Annotated in this window: 21 protein-coding genes, 1 other RNA gene and 1 pseudogene; 10 read left to right on the forward strand and 13 right to left on the reverse strand. The window is 63.5% G+C overall.

Annotated features, from left to right (window positions below):
• The first annotated feature begins 617 nt into the window (after positions 1-617).
• The gene (locus tag ASD44_RS12790) at positions 618-1,997 is read left to right on the forward strand and encodes an MFS transporter (RefSeq protein WP_056116103.1); all 1,380 of its coding nucleotides are present in this window, start codon (positions 618-620) and stop codon (positions 1,995-1,997) included.
• Positions 1,998-2,021: 24 nt separating this feature from the next.
• Here the strand turns inward: ASD44_RS12790 and ASD44_RS12795 are convergent, their stop codons facing one another.
• The 5 genes and pseudogenes from ASD44_RS12795 to htpX form a co-directional block, all read right to left on the reverse strand.
• Positions 2,022-2,366, reverse strand: a complete 345-nt coding sequence (locus ASD44_RS12795) for a hypothetical protein (protein ID WP_056112510.1) — start codon at positions 2,364-2,366, stop codon at positions 2,022-2,024.
• Positions 2,367-2,379: 13 nt separating this feature from the next.
• Positions 2,380-3,996, reverse strand: a complete 1,617-nt coding sequence (purH, locus tag ASD44_RS12800; RefSeq protein WP_056112512.1) for a bifunctional phosphoribosylaminoimidazolecarboxamide formyltransferase/IMP cyclohydrolase — start codon at positions 3,994-3,996, stop codon at positions 2,380-2,382.
• Between the two features lie 83 nt (positions 3,997-4,079).
• The gene (locus tag ASD44_RS12805) at positions 4,080-5,792 is read right to left on the reverse strand and encodes a heparinase II/III family protein (RefSeq protein ID WP_056112515.1); all 1,713 of its coding nucleotides are present in this window, start codon (positions 5,790-5,792) and stop codon (positions 4,080-4,082) included.
• 113 nt (positions 5,793-5,905) lie between these two features.
• Positions 5,906-7,219 (reverse strand): annotated as a pseudogene (locus tag ASD44_RS12810) (RsmB/NOP family class I SAM-dependent RNA methyltransferase); the annotation flags it as partial.
• Positions 7,220-7,393: 174 nt separating this feature from the next.
• The gene (gene htpX, locus ASD44_RS12815; protein ID WP_056112522.1) at positions 7,394-8,437 is read right to left on the reverse strand and encodes a zinc metalloprotease HtpX; all 1,044 of its coding nucleotides are present in this window, start codon (positions 8,435-8,437) and stop codon (positions 7,394-7,396) included.
• Positions 8,438-8,530: 93 nt separating this feature from the next.
• On the opposite strand from htpX, the gene ASD44_RS12820 reads away from it, so the two are divergent.
• Both ASD44_RS12820 and ASD44_RS12825 read left to right on the forward strand, forming a co-directional pair.
• Positions 8,531-8,749, forward strand: a complete 219-nt coding sequence (locus tag ASD44_RS12820; RefSeq protein ID WP_056116106.1) for a DUF1674 domain-containing protein — start codon at positions 8,531-8,533, stop codon at positions 8,747-8,749.
• A 97-nt stretch (positions 8,750-8,846) separates the two neighbouring features.
• Positions 8,847-9,716, forward strand: a complete 870-nt coding sequence (locus tag ASD44_RS12825; RefSeq protein WP_056112524.1) for a transglutaminase family protein — start codon at positions 8,847-8,849, stop codon at positions 9,714-9,716.
• A 285-nt stretch (positions 9,717-10,001) separates the two neighbouring features.
• Here ASD44_RS12825 and ASD44_RS12830 read toward each other — a convergent pair whose 3' ends face one another.
• Positions 10,002-10,631 (reverse strand): TetR/AcrR family transcriptional regulator, encoded by a 630-nt coding sequence (locus ASD44_RS12830; RefSeq protein WP_244478771.1) that lies wholly within the window; start codon positions 10,629-10,631, stop codon positions 10,002-10,004.
• 172 nt (positions 10,632-10,803) lie between these two features.
• On the opposite strand from ASD44_RS12830, the gene ASD44_RS12835 reads away from it, so the two are divergent.
• Both ASD44_RS12835 and ASD44_RS18590 read left to right on the forward strand, forming a co-directional pair.
• Positions 10,804-11,283, forward strand: a complete 480-nt coding sequence (locus ASD44_RS12835; RefSeq protein ID WP_056112527.1) for an anthrone oxygenase family protein — start codon at positions 10,804-10,806, stop codon at positions 11,281-11,283.
• 48 nt (positions 11,284-11,331) lie between these two features.
• Positions 11,332-11,493, forward strand: coding sequence for a hypothetical protein (locus ASD44_RS18590; RefSeq protein WP_164481585.1), 162 nt, complete (start codon positions 11,332-11,334; stop codon positions 11,491-11,493).
• A gap of 9 nt (positions 11,494-11,502) precedes the next feature.
• On the opposite strand, the gene ASD44_RS12840 is transcribed toward ASD44_RS18590, so the two are convergent.
• From ASD44_RS12840 to ASD44_RS12850, 3 genes are all read right to left on the reverse strand, one after another.
• Positions 11,503-11,796, reverse strand: a complete 294-nt coding sequence (locus tag ASD44_RS12840; protein WP_056112532.1) for a SelT/SelW/SelH family protein — start codon at positions 11,794-11,796, stop codon at positions 11,503-11,505.
• Positions 11,793-12,542: a YebC/PmpR family DNA-binding transcriptional regulator gene (locus ASD44_RS12845; protein ID WP_056112535.1), complete on the reverse strand. Its 750-nt coding sequence runs from the start codon at positions 12,540-12,542 to the stop codon at positions 11,793-11,795. Before ASD44_RS12845 ends, ASD44_RS12840 begins: the two co-directional genes overlap by 4 nt.
• Positions 12,543-12,807: 265 nt before the next feature.
• Positions 12,808-13,140 (reverse strand): metalloregulator ArsR/SmtB family transcription factor, encoded by a 333-nt coding sequence (locus ASD44_RS12850; RefSeq protein ID WP_056112538.1) that lies wholly within the window; start codon positions 13,138-13,140, stop codon positions 12,808-12,810.
• Positions 13,141-13,191: 51 nt separating this feature from the next.
• Between ASD44_RS12850 and ASD44_RS12855 the strand changes: the two genes are divergently transcribed.
• The 3 genes from ASD44_RS12855 to ASD44_RS12865 are packed head-to-tail and all read left to right on the forward strand — an operon-like array spanning position 13,192 to position 14,466.
• Positions 13,192-13,674, forward strand: a complete 483-nt coding sequence (locus tag ASD44_RS12855) for an SRPBCC domain-containing protein (RefSeq protein ID WP_056116112.1) — start codon at positions 13,192-13,194, stop codon at positions 13,672-13,674.
• A gap of 17 nt (positions 13,675-13,691) precedes the next feature.
• Positions 13,692-14,054: a glyoxalase/bleomycin resistance/dioxygenase family protein gene (locus tag ASD44_RS12860; RefSeq protein WP_056112541.1), complete on the forward strand. Its 363-nt coding sequence runs from the start codon at positions 13,692-13,694 to the stop codon at positions 14,052-14,054.
• 22 nt (positions 14,055-14,076) lie between these two features.
• Positions 14,077-14,466 carry a VOC family protein gene (locus tag ASD44_RS12865; RefSeq protein ID WP_056112544.1) on the forward strand — a complete coding sequence of 130 codons (390 nt, stop codon included), beginning with the start codon at positions 14,077-14,079 and terminating at the stop codon, positions 14,464-14,466.
• Positions 14,467-14,503: 37 nt separating this feature from the next.
• Here ASD44_RS12865 and ASD44_RS12870 read toward each other — a convergent pair whose 3' ends face one another.
• From ASD44_RS12870 to ssrS, 4 genes are all read right to left on the reverse strand, one after another.
• A complete protein-coding gene (locus ASD44_RS12870; protein ID WP_056112547.1) occupies positions 14,504-15,256 on the reverse strand; it encodes a TerC family protein in 753 nt (250 codons plus the stop codon).
• Positions 15,257-15,333: 77 nt separating this feature from the next.
• Complete coding sequence (locus tag ASD44_RS12875) at positions 15,334-16,158, reverse strand: TIGR00282 family metallophosphoesterase (protein ID WP_056112549.1); 825 nt, start codon at positions 16,156-16,158, stop codon at positions 15,334-15,336.
• 66 nt (positions 16,159-16,224) lie between these two features.
• Positions 16,225-16,812: a 5-formyltetrahydrofolate cyclo-ligase gene (locus tag ASD44_RS12880; protein ID WP_056112551.1), complete on the reverse strand. Its 588-nt coding sequence runs from the start codon at positions 16,810-16,812 to the stop codon at positions 16,225-16,227.
• A gap of 168 nt (positions 16,813-16,980) precedes the next feature.
• Positions 16,981-17,138: non-coding RNA, 6S RNA (ssrS, locus tag ASD44_RS18200), on the reverse strand.
• A 126-nt stretch (positions 17,139-17,264) separates the two neighbouring features.
• On the opposite strand from ssrS, the gene ASD44_RS12885 reads away from it, so the two are divergent.
• Together ASD44_RS12885 and ASD44_RS12890 are read left to right on the forward strand one after the other, a co-directional pair.
• Complete coding sequence (locus ASD44_RS12885; protein ID WP_056112554.1) at positions 17,265-18,104, forward strand: MoxR family ATPase; 840 nt, start codon at positions 17,265-17,267, stop codon at positions 18,102-18,104.
• A gap of 12 nt (positions 18,105-18,116) precedes the next feature.
• Positions 18,117-18,662, forward strand: coding sequence for a hypothetical protein (locus ASD44_RS12890; RefSeq protein ID WP_056112556.1), 546 nt, complete (start codon positions 18,117-18,119; stop codon positions 18,660-18,662).
• The last annotated feature ends 73 nt before the right edge of the window (positions 18,663-18,735 follow it).

Below are 18,735 nucleotides of genomic sequence, written 5' to 3' on the forward strand. Positions count from 1 at the left end.
CTGCGTTTGCAGGCGCTTGCCGCCGCGCTGGCGCTGTGTCTCCTTTCGGCGAGGCGGTTCGCGCTGCCAAGTGCTGCCGGCCCCCGGGCGCAGCGGCGCAAGCCGGCCATGCGGATGGGCCGTCCGGCAGCGGCAATGCCCGCTCCCGACACATCGTGAAGCCAGCCGCCTCGCCGTCCACGCACGACATGCTGCGCGGCGGCCGTTTCCAGACCGCGGCGGACCTGCCGCATCTTCCATGACAATGGCCAGGCGGGCGAAAACCCGGGCGTGGCGAGGAGGACGTGTGTCAGCGCTTTACCCTCCCCCTTGTGGAGAGGTCGCGCCGCAGGCGCCGGTGGGGGTGGATCAACGAAGGTGTGGAGCACCCCAACCGCGTCGTACGCCGCACGTCCCGTGCGGCGTTCTCCACGCCCCTCCCCACAAGGGAGGGTAAGGCACGGAGCCCGCGGGCGTTATTCCTCCGCTGCGAGAGGCAAGTGCCGAACGAAGCGACCCGGGGTGGACCGTTTTCGTGATGGAGGGAAGGCAAAAGGCATGGTGCGAAGGCGCTGGCCAAGTTTGCCAAAACATGCAGACATGGCGCGAAGCCGCGAACAGGGCGGCGTGGAGGGATGATGACCGACCTGACCGTGCAGCCCGCCACCCCGCGGCGTGGCATCTGGGGATGGATGCTGTTCGACTGGGCGGCGCAGCCCTTCTTTACCGTCGTCACAACCTTCATCTTCGGTCCTTATTTCGTCTCGCGCATGGCGAGCGACCCCGCCATGGGTCAGGCGGCCTGGGGCTACGGCATCGCCGCCGCCGGCTTCGTCATCGCCATCCTGTCGCCCATCCTCGGCTCGATCGCCGACCAGACCGGCCCGCGCAAGCCGTGGATCGCCTTTTTCGCCACGATCAAGATCGTCAGCCTGTTCATGCTGTGGTTCGCCGCGCCCGGCTCGAACCTGTTCTTTGTCGTGTTCTTCTTCTCGCTCGCCTCGGTGGCTGCTGAATTCTCGACCGTCTTCAACGATTCGATGATGCCGCGTCTGGTGCCGAAGGAAGACATCGGCAGGGTCTCGAACATCGCCTGGGGCCTCGGCTATCTCGGCGGCATGATCGCGCTGATTTTCGTCATCGCACTGATGGCCGGGTCGCCCGAGACCGGCAAGACGATCATCGGCGTCGATCCGATCTTCGGGCTGGACCCGAAACTGGGCGAGGACGCGCGCGCCACCGGTCCGCTCTCGGCCCTGTGGTATTTCGTCTTCATCCTGCCGATGTTCTTCTTCACGCCGGACGCGATCAAGGGCGTGCCGATCGGACCGGCCGTGCGCGCCGGTCTGTCCGAATTGAAAACGACGCTCGGCGAGGTGCGCAGGCGCAAGGGCATATTCCGCTTCCTCGTCTCGCGCATGATCTACCAGGACGGCGTCAACGCCCTGCTGGCGCTGGGCGGCGCCTTCGCGGCGGCCATGTTCGGCTGGTCGATCACCGAGATCGGCATCTTCGGCATCATCCTCAACGTCGTCGCCATCGTCGGCTGCCTGGTCGCCAGCCGGCTGGACACCAGCCTCGGCTCAAAAACGGTGGTGATGATCTGCCTCGTGTTGCTGTCCATCGCCACCGTCGGCATCGTATCGACCGGCCCGGGCTTCACGCTGTTCGGCGTGCTTCAGCTTTCGCCCGCCGATTCCGGCGGCTTGTTCGGCACGGCGGCGGAGAAAGCCTACATCCTTTACGGCCTGCTGATCGGCGTCGCCTTCGGGCCGGTTCAGGCCTCTTCGCGATCCTATATGGCGCGCAGCGTCACCGCCGCGGAATCTGGCCGCTATTTCGGCATCTATGCGCTGGCCGGGCGGGCGACGAGCTTTGCCGCGCCGTTCCTTGTGGCGACCGTCACCGCCGTCAGTGCTTCGCCTCGGATGGGCATGGCGGTCATCATCCTGTTCCTGCTCGGCGGCCTGTGGATTCTCGCCGGCACGCCCTATCCGGCGGACAAGGTGGAGGAGTGATCTGTTGGCTCGTGCGGCCGACCGCTATTCTTTGGACCAGTCTATTTGCTCCGCAAATACCCAGACGCTGATGCGATCAGAAATGTTATGAAGCGTTAAGAGCACTTCCTGATCGCTCCCAGGCCGAGGCTGTATTCGGACCATTATCAATCTCGTTCCGTCATCCAGAACATCTGCCCCCGCCAGCTTCTCCCAGTCACCGAACCCCGGTGCCACCTTCTTGCGCGAGTTCTCGAACTGCTCGAACATACTTTCTTCGTTGGGAAATGGCCTGTCCGATAGAAATTTGAATCTCATCCAGTCATTGGATTCGACGGCAGAGACTATGTCCAAGATTCTTCGCCGTTCGCTTTCTGTGATGACCGCCATGAGGCTAATATCCCTAGTGCCTAAAGTGTCGCGTGCCGGTGAACACCATGGCGATGCCGTGTTCGTCCGCCGCCTCGATGACGATCTTGTCGTTGACCGAGCCGCCCGGCTGGATGACCGCCGTGGCTCCCGCTTCGATCGCCGCCAGCAGGCCGTCCGGGAACGGGAAGAAGGCGTCCGAAGCGACGACCGAGCCCTTCGTCAAAGGTTCCGCCAGGCCAGCGGCCTCCGCCGCGTCCAGCGCCTTGCGCGCGGCGATGCGCGACGAGTCCACCCGGCTCATCTGTCCGGCGCCGATGCCGACCGTCGCCAAGTCCTTGACGTAGACAATAGCGTTCGACTTCACATGCTTGGTCACCCGGAAGGCGAATTTCAGGTCGGCCAGCTCGGCTTCCGTCGGCGCCCGCTTCGTCACCACTTTCAGGTCGAGATCATCGACGACCGAATTGTCGCGGCCCTGCACCAGCAACCCGCCGGCCACCGACTTCACCGTCTGCGCCGCCGCGCGCGGGTCCGGCAATCCGCCGGCGATCAGAAGGCGCAGATTCTTTTTCGCCGCGACGATGCGCGCCGCCTCTTCGGAAGCCTCCGGCGCGATGATGACTTCGGTGAAGGTCTTGACGATTTCCTCGGCCGCCTCGGCGTCGAGCGCCCGGTTCACCGCGACGATTCCGCCGAAGGCCGAGGTCGGGTCGCAGGCGAGCGCCTTGAGATAGGCCTCCCTCAGCGTCGCGCCTTCGCCGACGCCGCACGGATTGGCGTGCTTGATGATCGCCACCGCGGCTGATTTTTCCGGATCGAACTCGCCAGCCAGTTCGAAGGCGGCGTCGGTATCGTTGATGTTGTTGTAGGAAAGCTGCTTGCCCTGGACCTGCCGCGCCGTGGCGACGCCGGGCCGCTTCTCGCCGGTGACGTAGAACCCGGCCGACTGATGCGGATTTTCGCCGTAGCGCATGACGCTTTCGAGCCTGCCGCCGAAAGCCCGCCATGCCGGATGCTCGATCTCCAGCGTCTCGGCGAACCACTCGGAGATCGCCGCGTCATAGGCCGCTGTCCGCGCGAACGCTTTTGCCGCCAGCTTCTTGCGGAAATCCAGCGACAGGCTTCCCGTATTCATCTCCAGCGCGTTGAGCACCGCGCCATAATCGTCCGGATCGGTGACGATGGCGACATAGGCGTGGTTCTTGGCCGAGGCCCGCACCATCGCCGGTCCGCCGATGTCGATGTTCTCGACGGTCGCCGCATAGCCGGCGCCGGAGCGGCGCACCTCTTCGAACGGGTAGAGATTGACGACGACGAGATCGATCGGCTCGATGTGGTGCTGGCGCATCGCCGCCGCGTGTTCGGGATCGTCGCGTACGCCCAGCAGCGCGCCATGCACCGATGGGTGCAGCGTTTTGACCCGCCCATCCATGATTTCGGGAAAGCCGGTAATGTCCGAGACGTCGCGCACCGCCAGCCCCGCCTCGGCGATCGCCTTTGAGGTGCCGCCGGTCGAGATCAGCTCGACACCGGCCTTTACAAGCGCCCGGGCGAACTCGACCAGTCCGTTCTTGTCGGACACCGAAAGCAGCGCCCGGCGCACCGGCACAAAATCAGGCGCTGGAATGTTCTTGGAGGCAACGGCCATGGCGGGCTCTTTCGCTGGCTGGAAATGGAAGGCCGGGGCCTAACATACGAGCGCGGGAAATCAAGCTTTGGCCGCACTTTCGGTCAGCCGCTTGCAACCTCCACCCGCGCCAGATGCCAATGCACTTCCGCCAACTCCGACGCCTTGAAGGACAGCACGATCTGGCGGCTGCGGCGCGGCCCGCCGAGCGCCGCGAAATAAATCGATTCCTCGACCTCGGCCGTGCATTCGGCGCAGGCAAAGACCCATGTGTCGGCGCCCTCGGCCTTCAGCACGAGACGCTCGCGATCGTCGCGGAACAGGCCGATATCGGGATGGATGTGAAACCTGATCGCCACGCCATCGCGGCCATTGTTGCGGATCGGCTCGCCATTCGGCCTGAAGAACCGGTCGCGGCCGGCCAGCACATTTCCCTGTTCGGAGAGCGCCAGTTCGCGCTCATGGACGATCCCGAAGCGCTGCACATAGCCGTCATGGCTGGCGATGAAGCCCTGGCTGCCGCTTTGGTCGCGCCGCTCGCAGGGCACGTTTCTGGGTCCACTGATCAGCGGCGTGCCGATCAGGTCGCCGACCCGCGCCGAATGGCTGAACCTCGCCGAAGACGTATCATTGAGCACGGCTGTCGAATGGGCCGCGGTGGCGCGGGCCAATGGCCGGAATTCGGCGACGCCGAAATTGTCCATGCCCGCATTGACGATGAAATGCTGCCGGCCGGACGAAAGCTCGAAGGAAAGGCATCCGGCATGAGCCGCGCTGGATACGTCCATCGGCGGCGACGGCCCGGTGTCGGCGATGACGGTGACGCCGCCCATCGAAAGCCGCTCATAGCCCGAATAGGGCGCGTGAAGCAGTGGAGCGCCAACCGTATCGTCATGCCGCAAGACCGCGGCGATGCGGTCGTGGATCGTCGCGCCCATGCCGTTGAAGCGCGCCAGGCTGCCATCCTGGTGGCGGAAGAAACGCAGCGCCGGCAGCATTCGGTCGATCGCCCCCATCAGCGCCGCCGGCGGAGCCTCCGCCTGGTTGGCGTAAGTCTGGCGCAAGGGCAGAAGGTCGGCGAGGATTTCGAGAACCGCCAGAGGATTTCTTGATATGTGCCCGCCATCCGGCAGGATCTGGCTGTCGAGTTCCTCGGCCAGATTGCGTGTCGCCGCCCGCAGCGCCGAGGCAGGCGCCGGCAGCGACAGGGCGGCGAAGGCAAGGGCCACGCGCGCCCGCAGCCGGTCCCGGCCGTCCGGCAGTTCCCGCGTCACCGAACGCAGGTAACGGATCTGCACGGCGAGCGATTTCAGGAAGGCGCGATAAAATGGAAATTCCGAGCCCTGGAGCACGACGGAGGAATGCTGCAGCCATGCGATGACGCGCTTGGCGGCCGTACCGGGGTCCCAGGCCGGTCCCGATATCTGGCCGCCATAGAGCGCGATCCAGTCCGACACCAGCGCCCGCGCATTGGCGGCGGCGAGTTCGGTGCCGGCGGCGCGCATGTGCCGCAGCCAGCGAAAGCCATGCAACGATTTTTGCCAGCCACGGCTGGGCACGGCCACCTGGAACGGCGATTGTCCGCCGGTCTCCACCAGATGACCGGAGAACGGATAGCGGCCATAGTAGATTTCCAACGCGATCTGCGGGTCCGCAAGCCGGAGATCGGGCGGCGCGATCAGGACGCGTTCCGGCGTGCGGCCGGAATACCGCCAGCGATAAGCAGGTCCCGCGCGCAGCCGTCTGCGCGACTTGTACCAGAATGCCTTTGCGATAAGCACCCAAAGTCGCGGCGTATCACCGTCGGCGATTGCCAAAATTCCTCCTGAATGTCCCGTCCCTGGGGATGCCGAGCGTATCTGATTCAAGTCGGGGGCGAAAAAGAAATCCGCCGGGGCGATGGCAGCCAGTGAGGCTGACCACAGGATTGTTAGCCGGTCCGCCTCATGCGGGCGGCGAAGAAGCCGTCGAGGCCGGAAAGCCCCGGTGATCCGAGGTCGAGCATGGCCGGCGTGGTACGCAGCATGCCATGCGGCGTGAGGAACGCTTCGAGGCCCGTCATCTCCTCCGTGCGAATCGGATCGTTCGTAACCTCGGGATGCGCCTTCAGAAATTCCGCATAGAGCTCTTCGCCCTCGAGCGGATCGAGCGAGCAGTTCGAAAAAACGATGCGACCGCCCGGCTTCACCAAAGCGATGGCATGGGCAAGCATGCGCGCCTGCACGGCCGCGAGTTTTTCGATGTCGGCCGGCGTCTTGGTCCACGGCACGTCGGGATGCCGCCTCACCGTGCCGGTCGAGGAGCAAGGCGCATCGAGAAGCACAACGTCGAAGAGCTGCTGCGGGCGATAGTCGGCAAGGTCCGCCTGCACGAGATCGGCGGACATTCCGAGACGTTGCAAATTCTGCTCCAGCCGGGCCAGCCGGTTCCTCGATTTCTCGACCGCGGTGACCTGCGCGCCGGCAAGAATGATCTGAGCCGTCTTGCCGCCGGGCGCGGCGCACAGGTCGGCGACCCGCAGGCCCCGCACGTCGCCCAGAAGCCGCGCCGGCAGGCTGGCAGCCGCATCCTGCACCCACCATGCTCCCTCGGAAAAGCCGGGCAGTTCGGTAACCGGCTGCGCCAGTTTCTCAACCCGGACCGAGCCGGTCGGCACAACGATGCCACCCAGTTTCTCCGCCCACCCGACCGGGTCCGACTTGACGGTGAAATCCACCGGCGCTTCGTGGCGATGCGCTTCCAGAATCCGCTTTGCCGTCTCACGTCCATAGGAGGCCGCAAGCCTTTCGGAAAACCACGCAGGCGAATCTTCCGTCGCGGCCAGCGCCTGCGGCAGTTCGGTTTCCTTTACCCGTCCCAGCGTGCGCAAAACGCCATTGACCAAGGCCGCGAAACGCAAGGTGCGCGGGTCCGACTTGGCATGGGTGACCGCGAGATCGACCGCTGCGCTGTCGGGCACATCGAGAAAGAGAAGCTGGGCCGCGGCGACATGCAGGATATGCGACAGCACCGTGGCGTTCTGCGGCAGCGGCTTTTCCAGCCGGCGGGCGAGCAGCGCGGCGATCGTCATGCGATGGCGCAGCGCCGTCGCCAGGATGGCGCGCACCAGCGCCCGGTCGCGCGGCTCGAGAGCGCGATATTGCGGATGCCCGCCTTCATTGTCGGTCAGCCCGTCGAGCGGTGTATGCGCGTCGATCACCGCGGCGAGCAGACGCGCCGCAGCCATCCGCGCAGCCAGGCCGGGAACGGAGTCCGTGTTTCCGTGAAAGGGCGTTTTACTTTGCTTCATGCCGCCGCAATCACATGGGTGACGGCGAATGTCGAGGAGATTGCACGTCCCCACCCCTAACCCTCCCCACGAGGGGGAGGAGAATCCGGACGCAACGCCGCTAACGCAGATGCACAAACCTGCCGGAAATTACGACCACCGGCCTTTCGGCCCTGTCGGGTTACGACCCCACGGATTGGGCTTCGGCGGCTCCGGCGCAGCCTCTTCCGGAGCGTCCGAAGCCGTACCCCATGGTCCCTGCCGCGCGGCCTCATCTTGGGAAGGAACGGCAGACTGACGCGGCCGCTGGCGCGCCGTCTCGGGCGCCGTTTCCGGCGCACGCCCACCGCCCATCTCTTCCGCCAATGCCTGTAGCGCGGCGATGCGGTTTTCCGTCGCGGGGTGGGTGGAGAACAGCGAATCCATGCGCTCGCCGTGCAACGGATTGATGATGAACAGATGCGCGGTTGCCGGATTGCGCTCGGCATCCGGATTGCGGATTTGCTCGGCGCTGCTGGCGATCTTGGCGAGCGCCGAAGCCAGCCCTAGAGGTTGACCGGTGATCTCGGCGCCACGCCGGTCGGCCGCATATTCGCGTGTGCGGCTCACCGCCATCTGCACGATCATCGCAGCGAAAGGCGCGACGATCATCGCCACCAGCACGCCGACGAAACCGAGCGGATTGTTGTTGTCCCGGCTGCCGCCGAGGAAGAAGGCGAAATTGCCGAGCATCGAGATGGCGCCCGCCATCGTCGCAACGATGGTCATGGTCAAGGTGTCGCGATGCTGGATGTGGGCGAGTTCATGGGCCATCACGCCGGCAGCCTCTTTATAGGTCAGGCGCTGCAGCAGTCCAGTGGTGGCGGCGACCGCCGCGTTTTCGGGGTTGCGTCCGGTGGCGAAGGCGTTCGGCTGCGGGTTGTCGATCAGGTAGACGCGCGGCATCGGTAGCCCGGCGCGCGCCGACATGTCCCGCACGATGCCGTAATATTCCGGCGCGCTCCTTTCATCCACTTCCACCGCATGGTTCATCGACAGGACCATCTTGTCGGCGTTCCAGTAGCTGAAAAGATTGGTGCCTGCGGCGATGACCAGGGCGATGATCATGCCGCCTGAGCCGCCGAGCAAAAAACCGACGCCCATGAACAGGGCCGTCATGACGGCCAGAAGCATGGCGGTGCGCATTGTATTCATCGTCTGCTCCCATGCGGCCGAGGCTCGATCCGTGCGCCGCGCTCCGCTATATGATGGGAAGGAATGTTTTTCTTTTCAATCCGGGACCAGCGCATGACCAGCGAAACGGGCAAGACGGCACCACCGGCAAACAGCGGCGCGAAGAAAAAACTGACACCGGCCGCCAGCCGCGCCCTGGCGGAAGCGGAAGCGCGCCGCGAGACATACAGAGCCAGGGAAGCCGCCCTTCCCAGGGAAATCGGGGGCCGCGGCGGCAAGGAGCCGGGTCGTTACGGCGATTGGGAAGTGAAGGGCCTCACCAGCGATTTCTGAAGGGAATCGCGTTACGGACGGCTGCAAACATGTGAAGGAACCAAGCGGGCATCGCCGCATTGTGGCAGAAGTTCCACCCAATGCAGCGAGGTACGCGATGCTGATCCGGCTCGGTTACGAGATCGCCATAGAGTGCGCGCAGGAGACCCCGGTGATTTCCTTGCTGGAAATCCATCAGGATCGGCAAGCCGATATCAAGCGGCAGACCAAGGTCCTCACCTCGCCGAACGTGCGGTCCAGCGTCTACATGGATCGCTATGGAAATACATGCCGCCGCTTTCTGGCGCCGGCCGGCCGCGTCCGAATCCTCTATGACGCCGAAATCGAGGACAGCGGCCTGCCCGACGAAGTCAACACGCTGGCCCGCGAGACGCCGGTTCAGGATTTGCCGGACGATGTGCTGGGCTATCTCCTCGGCAGCCGTTACTGCGAAACCGATCATCTCAGCGGCAAGGCCTGGGAGCTTTTCGGCCATCTGCCGCCAGGTTGGGCGCGCGTCCAGGCGATCGTCGACTATGTCCACAACCGGCTGTCCTTCGGCTACGGGTATGCGCGAGCAACGCGCACCGCTGCCCAGGCGAACGATGAAAGGGTCGGCGTCTGCCGCGACTTCGCTCATCTGGCGATCACGCTGTGCCGCTGCATGAACATTCCCGCCCGTTACGTAAACGGCTATCTTGGCGATATCGGTGTGCCTGCCAATCCGTCGCCGATGGATTTTTCCGCCTGGATGGAGGTCTGGCTGGACGGCAAATGGTACACATTCGATGCGCGCCACAACACGCCGCGTATCGGACGGGTTGTTATCGCGCGCGGCCGCGATGCCACCGACGTGCCGCTGCTGCACACCTTCGGACCGCACAGGCTAGAACTGTTCAAGGTGTGGACGCACGAGCAGGAGGGTCGTCGCTTCAATCCGCCCCGGCATGCCGTGGACCGCACTGCGGACGCGCAGATGCTGGCCTGACCTTCATCCTGTAAAGCTCAAACGAAAAGGCCGCCGCTTCTTCCGAAGCAGGCGGCCTTCCCGTGTCTTTCGTCCAGTGCGCGACCGCTGGCGTCAGCCTAATGCCGCCTGCCGCGCGGGCCGTCACTTAACGGAGAGGCTGCTCTCCGCAAAGGCGATCCGCCGGAACCACGCTCTGGAAAACGAAATCACTCGACATCGGATCACCTCCTTTCGTTCGTTGAACACGCAACCAATGTGGGGCCACATCCGCATGAGTGCAAGGGCGGAAATTTCGACGCCGCGTCACCGGCTTCCCTGACAGATCGCCGCCAATTCCCTTGCCGCCATGCGTTTGTAAGCGGCGACAAGCCGGTCGCCTTCCTCAGGGTCCACGGATATGGCCAGCCGCATCGTGGCTTCGCCCATCTGCCATATCAGCAGCGTCGCAGCGTCAAGTTCCTTCTGCTCCACCTCAGGGCAAAACCGTTTCAGCACGGAATTCAGCAAATGCGCGTTCGCCCGGCTGTCGGCCAGTTCCAGCGTACGCAGCGCCTTGTCCGCCTGTGTGCCGGACCAGATGTCGCGCATGACAGGCTCGGCCAGGAACAGCGCATAGTAAGTATCGACCAGAGCGAGGAACGACCGTTCGAGGTCCGTCGGATTGTCCACCGCACCCAGCGCCTCGGCGATGCAAGCGTGGCTCTCGACTGTGTAGCGCTCCGCCAATGCCCGGATGATCCCACTCTTGTCCGGAAAGAACTGGTAGAGCGAGCCGATCGAAACGCCGGCTCTTTCGGCCACCTCGCCCATGCGCAGCGCATCGCTGCCGTTTTCGGCAATGAGCGCGGAGGCGGCCGCCAGCATGCGTTCCACCCGCTCGCGGCTGCGGCGCTGGGTTGGCTCACGCCGCACCGCCGAACTGTCCCGCGCCATCGGTCTTTCCTGTCCGCTTTCCATGACCATCCCGCAAGATTCTGCTTGACGTTGAAAATATGAGCACCTATCACATTTAGCAAATGTGAGGATTTATCATGTTTCAGGAGGCAGAAATGAGCACCGCCACTGACAAACCCATCCTCACGCGCAGCCTTTGGGAGAAACGAGCATGACCGGGCTGATATTTTCTGCTTTGACACTTGCCGCGATCCTCGGCAGCGGGCTGATGGCCGGATTGTTTTTCGCCTTTTCGACCGCGGTGATGGCGGCCCTTGCCCGCCTGCCTGCGGGTCAGGGCGCCACCGCGATGAACGCCATCAACATGGTGATCCAGAACCCGGTATTTCTTGCGGTCTTCATGGGCACGGCGCTCGTCTGCGCGGCGCTCGCCGTCAAGGCTGTCCTCGGCTGGAGCCAGCCGGGATCTCTCTGGCTTCTTGCCGGCGGCCTGTTCTATCTCGTCGGCATATTCGGCATCACCGTCGTCTTCAACGTTCCGCTCAACGATGTACTGGCCGCCGTCGATCCGGCAAGCAGCGAGGGGACGGCGCTATGGACGCGCTATCTGGACGAATGGGTTTTCTGGAACCATGCCCGCACGGTCGGCGGCATCGTCTCGCTGGCATCTTTCTGGCTGGCCGGACGTTGAACCGATCAAAGCTGGCCTACTGTCCGGCCGGCCACAGGGAGTCCGATCATGAAGGATCAATATTCGAATATGGCAATGGGCATGGCTGTCGGCGTCGCGCTAGGCTCAGCCTTTGGTGTCGTTCTTGAAAACATGGCCGTCGGCATTGGCGCGGGAATTGCGCTGGGCGCAGGCCTTGGCGCCGCCTATGGAAGCTGGAAGGGCCGCTGACGGCCAGGCCTATTCAGGTTTGCGGTCGGCATGGCCAAGGTCGCGGCCGGGATCGACGATGTCCCGGACCAGCTGCTTGAGCCGCGCCGCATCGGGAAAACCGCCGTCGCGTTTGCGTTCCCAGATCAGCTCGTCGTTGCAGCTGATGGTGAAGATGCCGCCCGTGCCGGGGACCAGCGCCACCTCGCCCAGCTCCGGACCGAAGGTCGACAGAAGCTCCTGCGCCATCCAGCCGGCGCGCAGCAGCCACATGCATTGCGTGCAATAGGCGATGACGATGCGCGGCTTGGCGGCTTCGCTCATGCGGCGGAAAGCTTCGCCAGCGTTTCCTCGTCGACCTCGAAATTGGCATAGACGTTCTGCACGTCGTCATCGTCCTCGAGCGTCGCGACCAGCTTCATCAGCGACTGCGCACGTTCTTCATCGACCGGGACGTTGTTCTGCGGCTGCCAGATCGTCTTGACGGATTCGGCCTCGCCGAGCGAGGCTTCAAGCGCCTTCGACACCTCGCCCAGATCCTCGAAGGCACAGTAGACCGTGTGACCCTCTTCGTCGGTTTCGACATCCTCGGCCCCGGCGTCGATTGCCGCTTCCATAAGCTTGTCCGCGTCGCCTGCCGAAGCTGGATAGTAGATCTCGCCCTTGCGATCCCACATGAACGACACCGACCCGGTTTCGCCGAGCGCGCCGCCGGCCTTGGTGAAGGCGGCGCGGACATTCGAAGCCGAGCGGTTGCGGTTGTCGGTCAGGGCCTCGACGATCAGCGCAACGCCACCCGGACCATAGCCCTCATAGCGGACTTCCTCATAGTTCTCGGCATCGCCACCGGACGCCTTGTTGATGGCGCGCTGGATGTTGTCCTTCGGCATCGACTCGGCCTTGGCGTTCTGGATCGCCAGACGCAGCCGCGGGTTCATCGCCGGATCGGGCATGCCCTGCTTGGCGGCGACGGTGATCTCGCGCGCCAGCTTGGAGAATATCTTCGACCGCACCGCGTCCTGGCGGCCCTTGCGGTGCATGATGTTCTTGAACTGAGAATGGCCAGCCATGGAAACCCTGTCGTGTTCAAATTTTCGGATTTGGCCGGCTTATAGATAAATCGCCTTGGCCCGTCCAGACGCCGCCCTTTTTGCGGCTCGCGAAATCGTGACTCCGTCGCGGAGGCGCAGGCGGCCATGGTCGCCATGGCGGTCGTCTTCCGCGGCTGCCTCGGGGAAAGCACATGCCGTTTGAGCGCCTGGTCGTCGTGGTTTTCTGCCGGCCTTTCGCCGTTCCGGCAGGGGCGCATCAGGTGGCTCCGCCGTCCACGGGCGTCTAGACCGCTCCCCCCTCGAGATCCTGCTTCAGCCTGTCCAGTATGCTGACCGCATGAGAAGCGTATTCGCTGATCCAGCGGTCATGAATCTGCTTGATCGGCAAAGCATCGAGATGGTTCCAGCGCTCGCGTCCCTCGCGCCTCACGACGACCAGCCCTGCCTCCTGCAATACCTTGAGATGCAGCATCACCGTGCAGCGGTCCATGTCGGAAAAGGTGTCGCACAGGGCGCCGGTCGTCTTCGGGCCTTCCTTCAGTTCATCCAGGATGAGGCGCCGGCGCACATGCGCCAGCGCCTTGAAAATAGGGTCGTCCCTTGCCTCGCTTGACATGTTATAAATCTATAACATATTATGGTTTCAATCAAGGAAGGAGCTGTGGATATGTCCATCGGGATCAAGGTTTCGGGCCGTATCGGCAGGCCGGCTGCCGAGGTTTTCGACGCCGTCGTCAATCCGAAGAAGCTCTCCGGCTATTTCACCACCATCAACGGCGCCAGCGCGCCGCTGGTCGCCGGCACTACGGTGACCTGGTGGGGCTCGGTGCCGGTCGAGGTCGACGAGGTTGTGCCGCGGAAGCGCATCGTGCTGCGCTGGGACGCGCTCGGAGACGACGGAAAACCGGCCTACAAGACGCTGATCGAGATGGATTTCGAGGCGCTGGATGACGGAGGCACCCTGGTCACCATCGCCGAGAGCGGCTGGCGCGAGGATGAGACCGGCCGCAAGAATTCATATCTCAACTGTGAAGGCTGGTCGCAGATGCTCGCCTGCATGAAGGCCTATGTCGAATACGGAATCAATCTGCGCGAGGGCTACTTCCGCTCCGAGATGCGGGGCGAAAAAGCCAGCCCCGACAACCGCTGATATCCGAGAGGCTCGCTATGAACGCAAAGATCCAGGGCGGCATCAACATCGCCATGAAGGTCCCGAGCCATCAGTACCGGCAGACGATCGCCTTCTACCGCGATGTCGTCGGCCTGAAACCCTTTGACGCGAAGGCGCCCGCCGTCGGTTTCGAGCTTGGACCGAACCGGCTCTGGATCGACGAGGCGCCGGCGATGAGCCAGGCGGAAGTCTGGCTCGAGTTCTTCACCGACGATCATGAAACCGCGCTTCAGCGTCTGGAAAACGCCGGCGTGACGCGCTGCGATCCGATCGAGCCCCTGGAACCCGGTTTCCGCGGCGGCTGGATCATGAACCCGTCCGGCATCGTCCACATGGTGCGCGAACCGGACGCCTGGTGACCAAACGAAGGAGACACTGCCAATGACCTTGAGCCCATTCCTGATGTTCGAAGGCAGGGCGGAGGAGGCCTTGACCTTCTACTGCGAAACCATTCCCGACAGCCGCATCATTGATGTGGTGCGCTATGGACCGGGCGAACCTGGGCCGGCCGGGACGGTCAAGACGGCGCGCGCCGCGATCGCGGGACTGGAGGTGATGGCAAGCGACAGCCATGTCCACCACGCCTTCACCTTCACGCCATCGATATCCCTGTTCATGAACGTCGATAGCGAAGCAGAGCTCGAGCGCATCGTGGCGGTGCTGGCCGAAGGCGGAGGCATGCTGATGCCGATCGGCGACTACGGCTTCAGCCGTCGTTTCGCCTGGCTGAACGACCGCTTCGGCGTCTCCTGGCAGATCAATCTGCCCTGATGCCAGAGAAGCCGGCCTTTGGGCCGGCTTCAGTCGGCTAGTGACCGCCTTTCCTTTTCCGCGCCAGCATGTTGAGCCCCTCGACCAGCGCCGAGAAACCCATGGCCGCGTAAATATAACCCTTCGGCACATGGTAGCCGAAACCGTCGGCGATCAGCGTCATGCCGATCATCAGCAGGAAGCCGAGCGCCAGCATGACGATGGTCGGGTTCTTCTCGATGAAATTCGCCAGCGGCGTTGCTGCCAGCATCATCACAGAGACCGCGACGATGACGGCGATATACATGATGGCGATCTCGTCGGTCATGCCGACCGCGGTGATTATGGAGTCGATCGAGAACACCAGGTCGAGCAACAGAATCTGGAAGATCGCCGCGCCCAGCGTCAGCTGCAGCGTCTTGCTGACCATCGTATCCTTGTGGTCTTCAGGATCGACCGTGTGATGGATTTCCTTGGTCGCCTTCCACACCAGAAACAGACCGCCGGCGATCAGGATCAGATCGCGCCACGAGAAGCCGTGGCCGAAGGCGGTGAACAGCGGATTGGTCAGTTGCACGATGAAGGAGATCGTCGCGAGCAACACCAGCCGCATGATCAGCGCTGCTGAGATGCCGAGCCGCCGCGCCTGGACGCGCTGTCCCTCGGGAAGCTTGTTGGTGAGGATGGAGATAAAGATCAGATTGTCGATGCCGAGAACGATCTCAAGCACGATGAGAGTCAGCAGCGCCACCCAGGCGGTCGGGTCGTTGACGAAAGTGAAATACGGCGCGAGAAAGTCGATTATCGGCATGGCGGTGGTCCCCTCGTCATGTCTTCGGCTTGATCAGGTTCGCCGGCAATTAGGTATGACCGCCGGCGATATCAATGTCACGCCCAGAACGAAGGGGCCGTTTCTTCCAGCCTTGGGCCGCGACGAAACGGCGCAATGCGTTCGGCCAGGCCGGTGCGGTCGGAAATGTCGACGCCGACGCCGCACAATGTCGCCGGTCCGCTGGCAGCCTCGAAACGTCCCTTCGGCACTTTGGACAGGAAACGGTTGAGCGGCTCCTCCTTGTCCATGCCGAGCGAGGAGTCATAATCGCCGCACATGCCGGCATCGCTCATGTAGGCGGTGCCGCCACTGAGGATATGATGATCGGCGGTCGGCTGGTGCGTATGCGTGCCGACGACCAGGCTGGCGCGGCCGTCGACGAAATGCGCGAAGCACATCTTCTCGCTGGTCGCCTCGGCATGGAAATCGACGACCACGGCGTCCGCTTGTTCGCCCAGCGGACAGGCGGCAAGCTCGCGTTCAGCCGACTGGAACGGGTCGTCCAGTTCCGGATGCATGAAGACGCGCCCCATGATGTTGGACACCAGCACCCGCGCGCCGTTGCGTGCAATGTAGACACCCGTGCCACGTCCGGGCGTACCCTTGGGAAAATTCGCCGGCCGCAGGAACCGTTCCTCGCGCGGCGCGAAGGCCAGCGCCTCGCGTTGGTCCCAGACATGGTTGCCGGTGGTCACCACATCGGCGCCGGCATCGAGCGTTGCGCGGAATATTTCTTCCGTGATGCCGAAACCGCCGGCGGCGTTCTCACCGTTGACGATGACGAAATCCAGCTTGAAGTCGGAGATCAGTCCGGGAAGCTGCTCCCACACCGCCGTCCGCCCGGTCTTGCCGACCATATCGCCGAGAAAGAGAAGTCTCATTCATTCACCTGACGCTTTACGTTACCGCAAGCGCCGATGCCCGAGAAACCCTGCGCCCAAGGCTTTTTACCCAGTGGCGGCGAACCTCCGCAACCCATTCTCGGTCAGTATTTCGGCAAGCGCGATGTCGTGCCGCTCGTCCGGCAGGCGCGCCACCTCCTGGCAATCGAAGGCGACGCCGACGAGATGGGGCCGTCTTCCCTGCCCGTGCAGGCGGGCGATGGCGCGGTCGTAGTGACCGGCGCCGTAACCCAGCCGATGTCCCCGGCTGTCGAACGCGGCCAGCGGCACCAGCATGACGTCGGGATCAAGTATGGCGGCTTCTGGTCCGGGACCGGCGGTGCCGAAGCCCGTCGATACCAGCGGCGCGCCCCGCACCAGTTCCCGAAACACGATCGTCTCCCGGTCGAGCACGACCGGCAGGCAGAGCCTCGCGCCTTTTTCCGTCAGTGCCGCCATCAGTGGCCTCAGATCGATCTCCGACCGGATCGGCAGGAAGCCGGAAACAATCGCTCCGGGATCGAACTGGATCGCGGCGGCGCCCTTCTCTGCCGCCAGCAGCGACGCCTCGATGCGCCAGGCCGGATCGAGCGCATCGCGGCGCCCGAGCGCTTCGCGCCGGAGTTGCGTTTTCCTATCTTTCGAAGAGGTCATATTACGGCTCGGCGTCGATACAGGCGTCAGCCACCATGTACCCTCATGTCCGGCCATGATCCATCCGGAACCGAAACGTTCTAAACCCTGCACTGAAGATGTTCAGGCATGGATTTCCAACAAGCCAAAGTCGGTCCGAACCGATATTTCCGAAAATAAAAAGGGAAGTGGCGATCCACACGACCGGTGGAGAAGTCGATCCCGGGAACCTACAAAGTAGGTGGGCGCCGTGTGTCCGAGCCCACGGGCCCGGCCAGGGACAGCTCCCTTTGAGATCGATAAGGCCCCGGGGAATATGTCTCTCCTGCCGGGAAGCGCAGACCGCCAACGCCAATATAGAGCCGCGAGCCTCCTCGCGCCAGCGGCAATACGCTAGCGGCATGTGTATTGCACTGGTTGCGTGCCGCATCGCACAATCCTACTGTCCCGCTGATACGAAAAGGGAGTTCTGGATGCGGTTCGAAGGTACGTCGGCCTATATCGCCGACAAGGATCTGATGGTGGCGGTGAATGCGTCGATCGCGCTGGAGCGCCCGCTGCTGGTCAAGGGCGAGCCGGGTACGGGCAAGACCGAACTGGCCAGACAAGTGGCGGCGGCGCTCGGTCTCGACCTGATCGAATGGCACGTCAAATCAACCACGCGCGCCCAGCAGGGCCTCTATGAATACGACGCCGTCTCCCGCCTGCGCGACAGCCAGCTGGGCGACGAACGCTTCAACGACATCGCCAACTACATCAAGCGCGGCAAGCTGTGGGAGGCTTTCGCCGCCGGCCGCAAGGTCGTGCTTCTGATCGACGAGATCGACAAGGCCGACATCGAGTTTCCCAACGACCTCCTGCAGGAACTCGATAGGATGGAGTTCTTCGTCTACGAGACGGGAGAGACGATCCGGGCGGATGTCCGCCCCATCGTCATCATCACCTCCAACAATGAGAAGGAACTGCCGGATGCCTTCCTGCGCCGCTGCTTCTTCCACTACATCCGCTTCCCTGACGCCGACACGCTGTCGCGCATCGTCGAGGTCCACTATCCGGGCATCAAGCAGGATCTGGTGCGTGCCGCGCTGACCCAGTTCTACGAGATCCGCGACGTCGCCGGCCTGAAGAAGAAACCGTCGACCTCCGAGGCGCTCGACTGGATACGCCTGCTCGTCGCCGACGACATCGACCCCGCCGACCTGCGCGCCGACCCCAAGAATGCCTTGCCGAAGCTGCATGGCGCGCTGCTCAAGAACGAGCAGGACGTGCATCTATTTGAGCGCCTCGCGTTCCTGGCGAAACGGCAGGCATAGTCGGATACAGCCATGGAAGTCTTTGTGCCGACGGTGCCCGTAGGCTGCGAGTGGGTAACAGTCGATGACCACCGGCAGCTCGAAAAAATGCTCGCCGCCGGATCGAGACGCATCCCATGGTGGAACTGGCCGATCCGTGCCATCCATATAGCGCAGGACGATGACGGCCCTCGCGACGCCGTCGATGCGCCCTGGATGGGCAGCCACGGCTTTGTGATAAAGGCTCCGGCCCGCGCGCGGCTGCGACCGGTTTTTGGTCGTGCGGCACAGTACGTGCCTGTCGCCTGCACGCCCTATCCGCGCCTGTCCTATGTCCACGTCCACAACCTTGCCGATGTTCTCGACGAAAACCGGTCCGAGATCGTTCGCTTTTCACCCGGACCAGACATACTGGACATAGTGCGCCACGAATTTCTGCCGTCGGTGGCGCAGGCGGGACCCGTTTTCAAATTGAAGCAAATGCCCAGAGGCGGTGTCTATCTGACCGGCGAGGCCGTGAGCGCCATCACCAAATCCGGTCTGACCGGATTTACCTTCGAGAAAGTCTGGGAAGGCTGAAGAGCCGAGCCGAAGCCCTGTCTTGCCTTGCGCGGTCAGGGCAGCGACAGTGTCGAAAATATTCATCGGGATT

Source organism: Mesorhizobium sp. Root554 (assembly GCF_001427025.1).
Classification (GTDB): domain Bacteria; phylum Pseudomonadota; class Alphaproteobacteria; order Rhizobiales; family Rhizobiaceae; genus Mesorhizobium.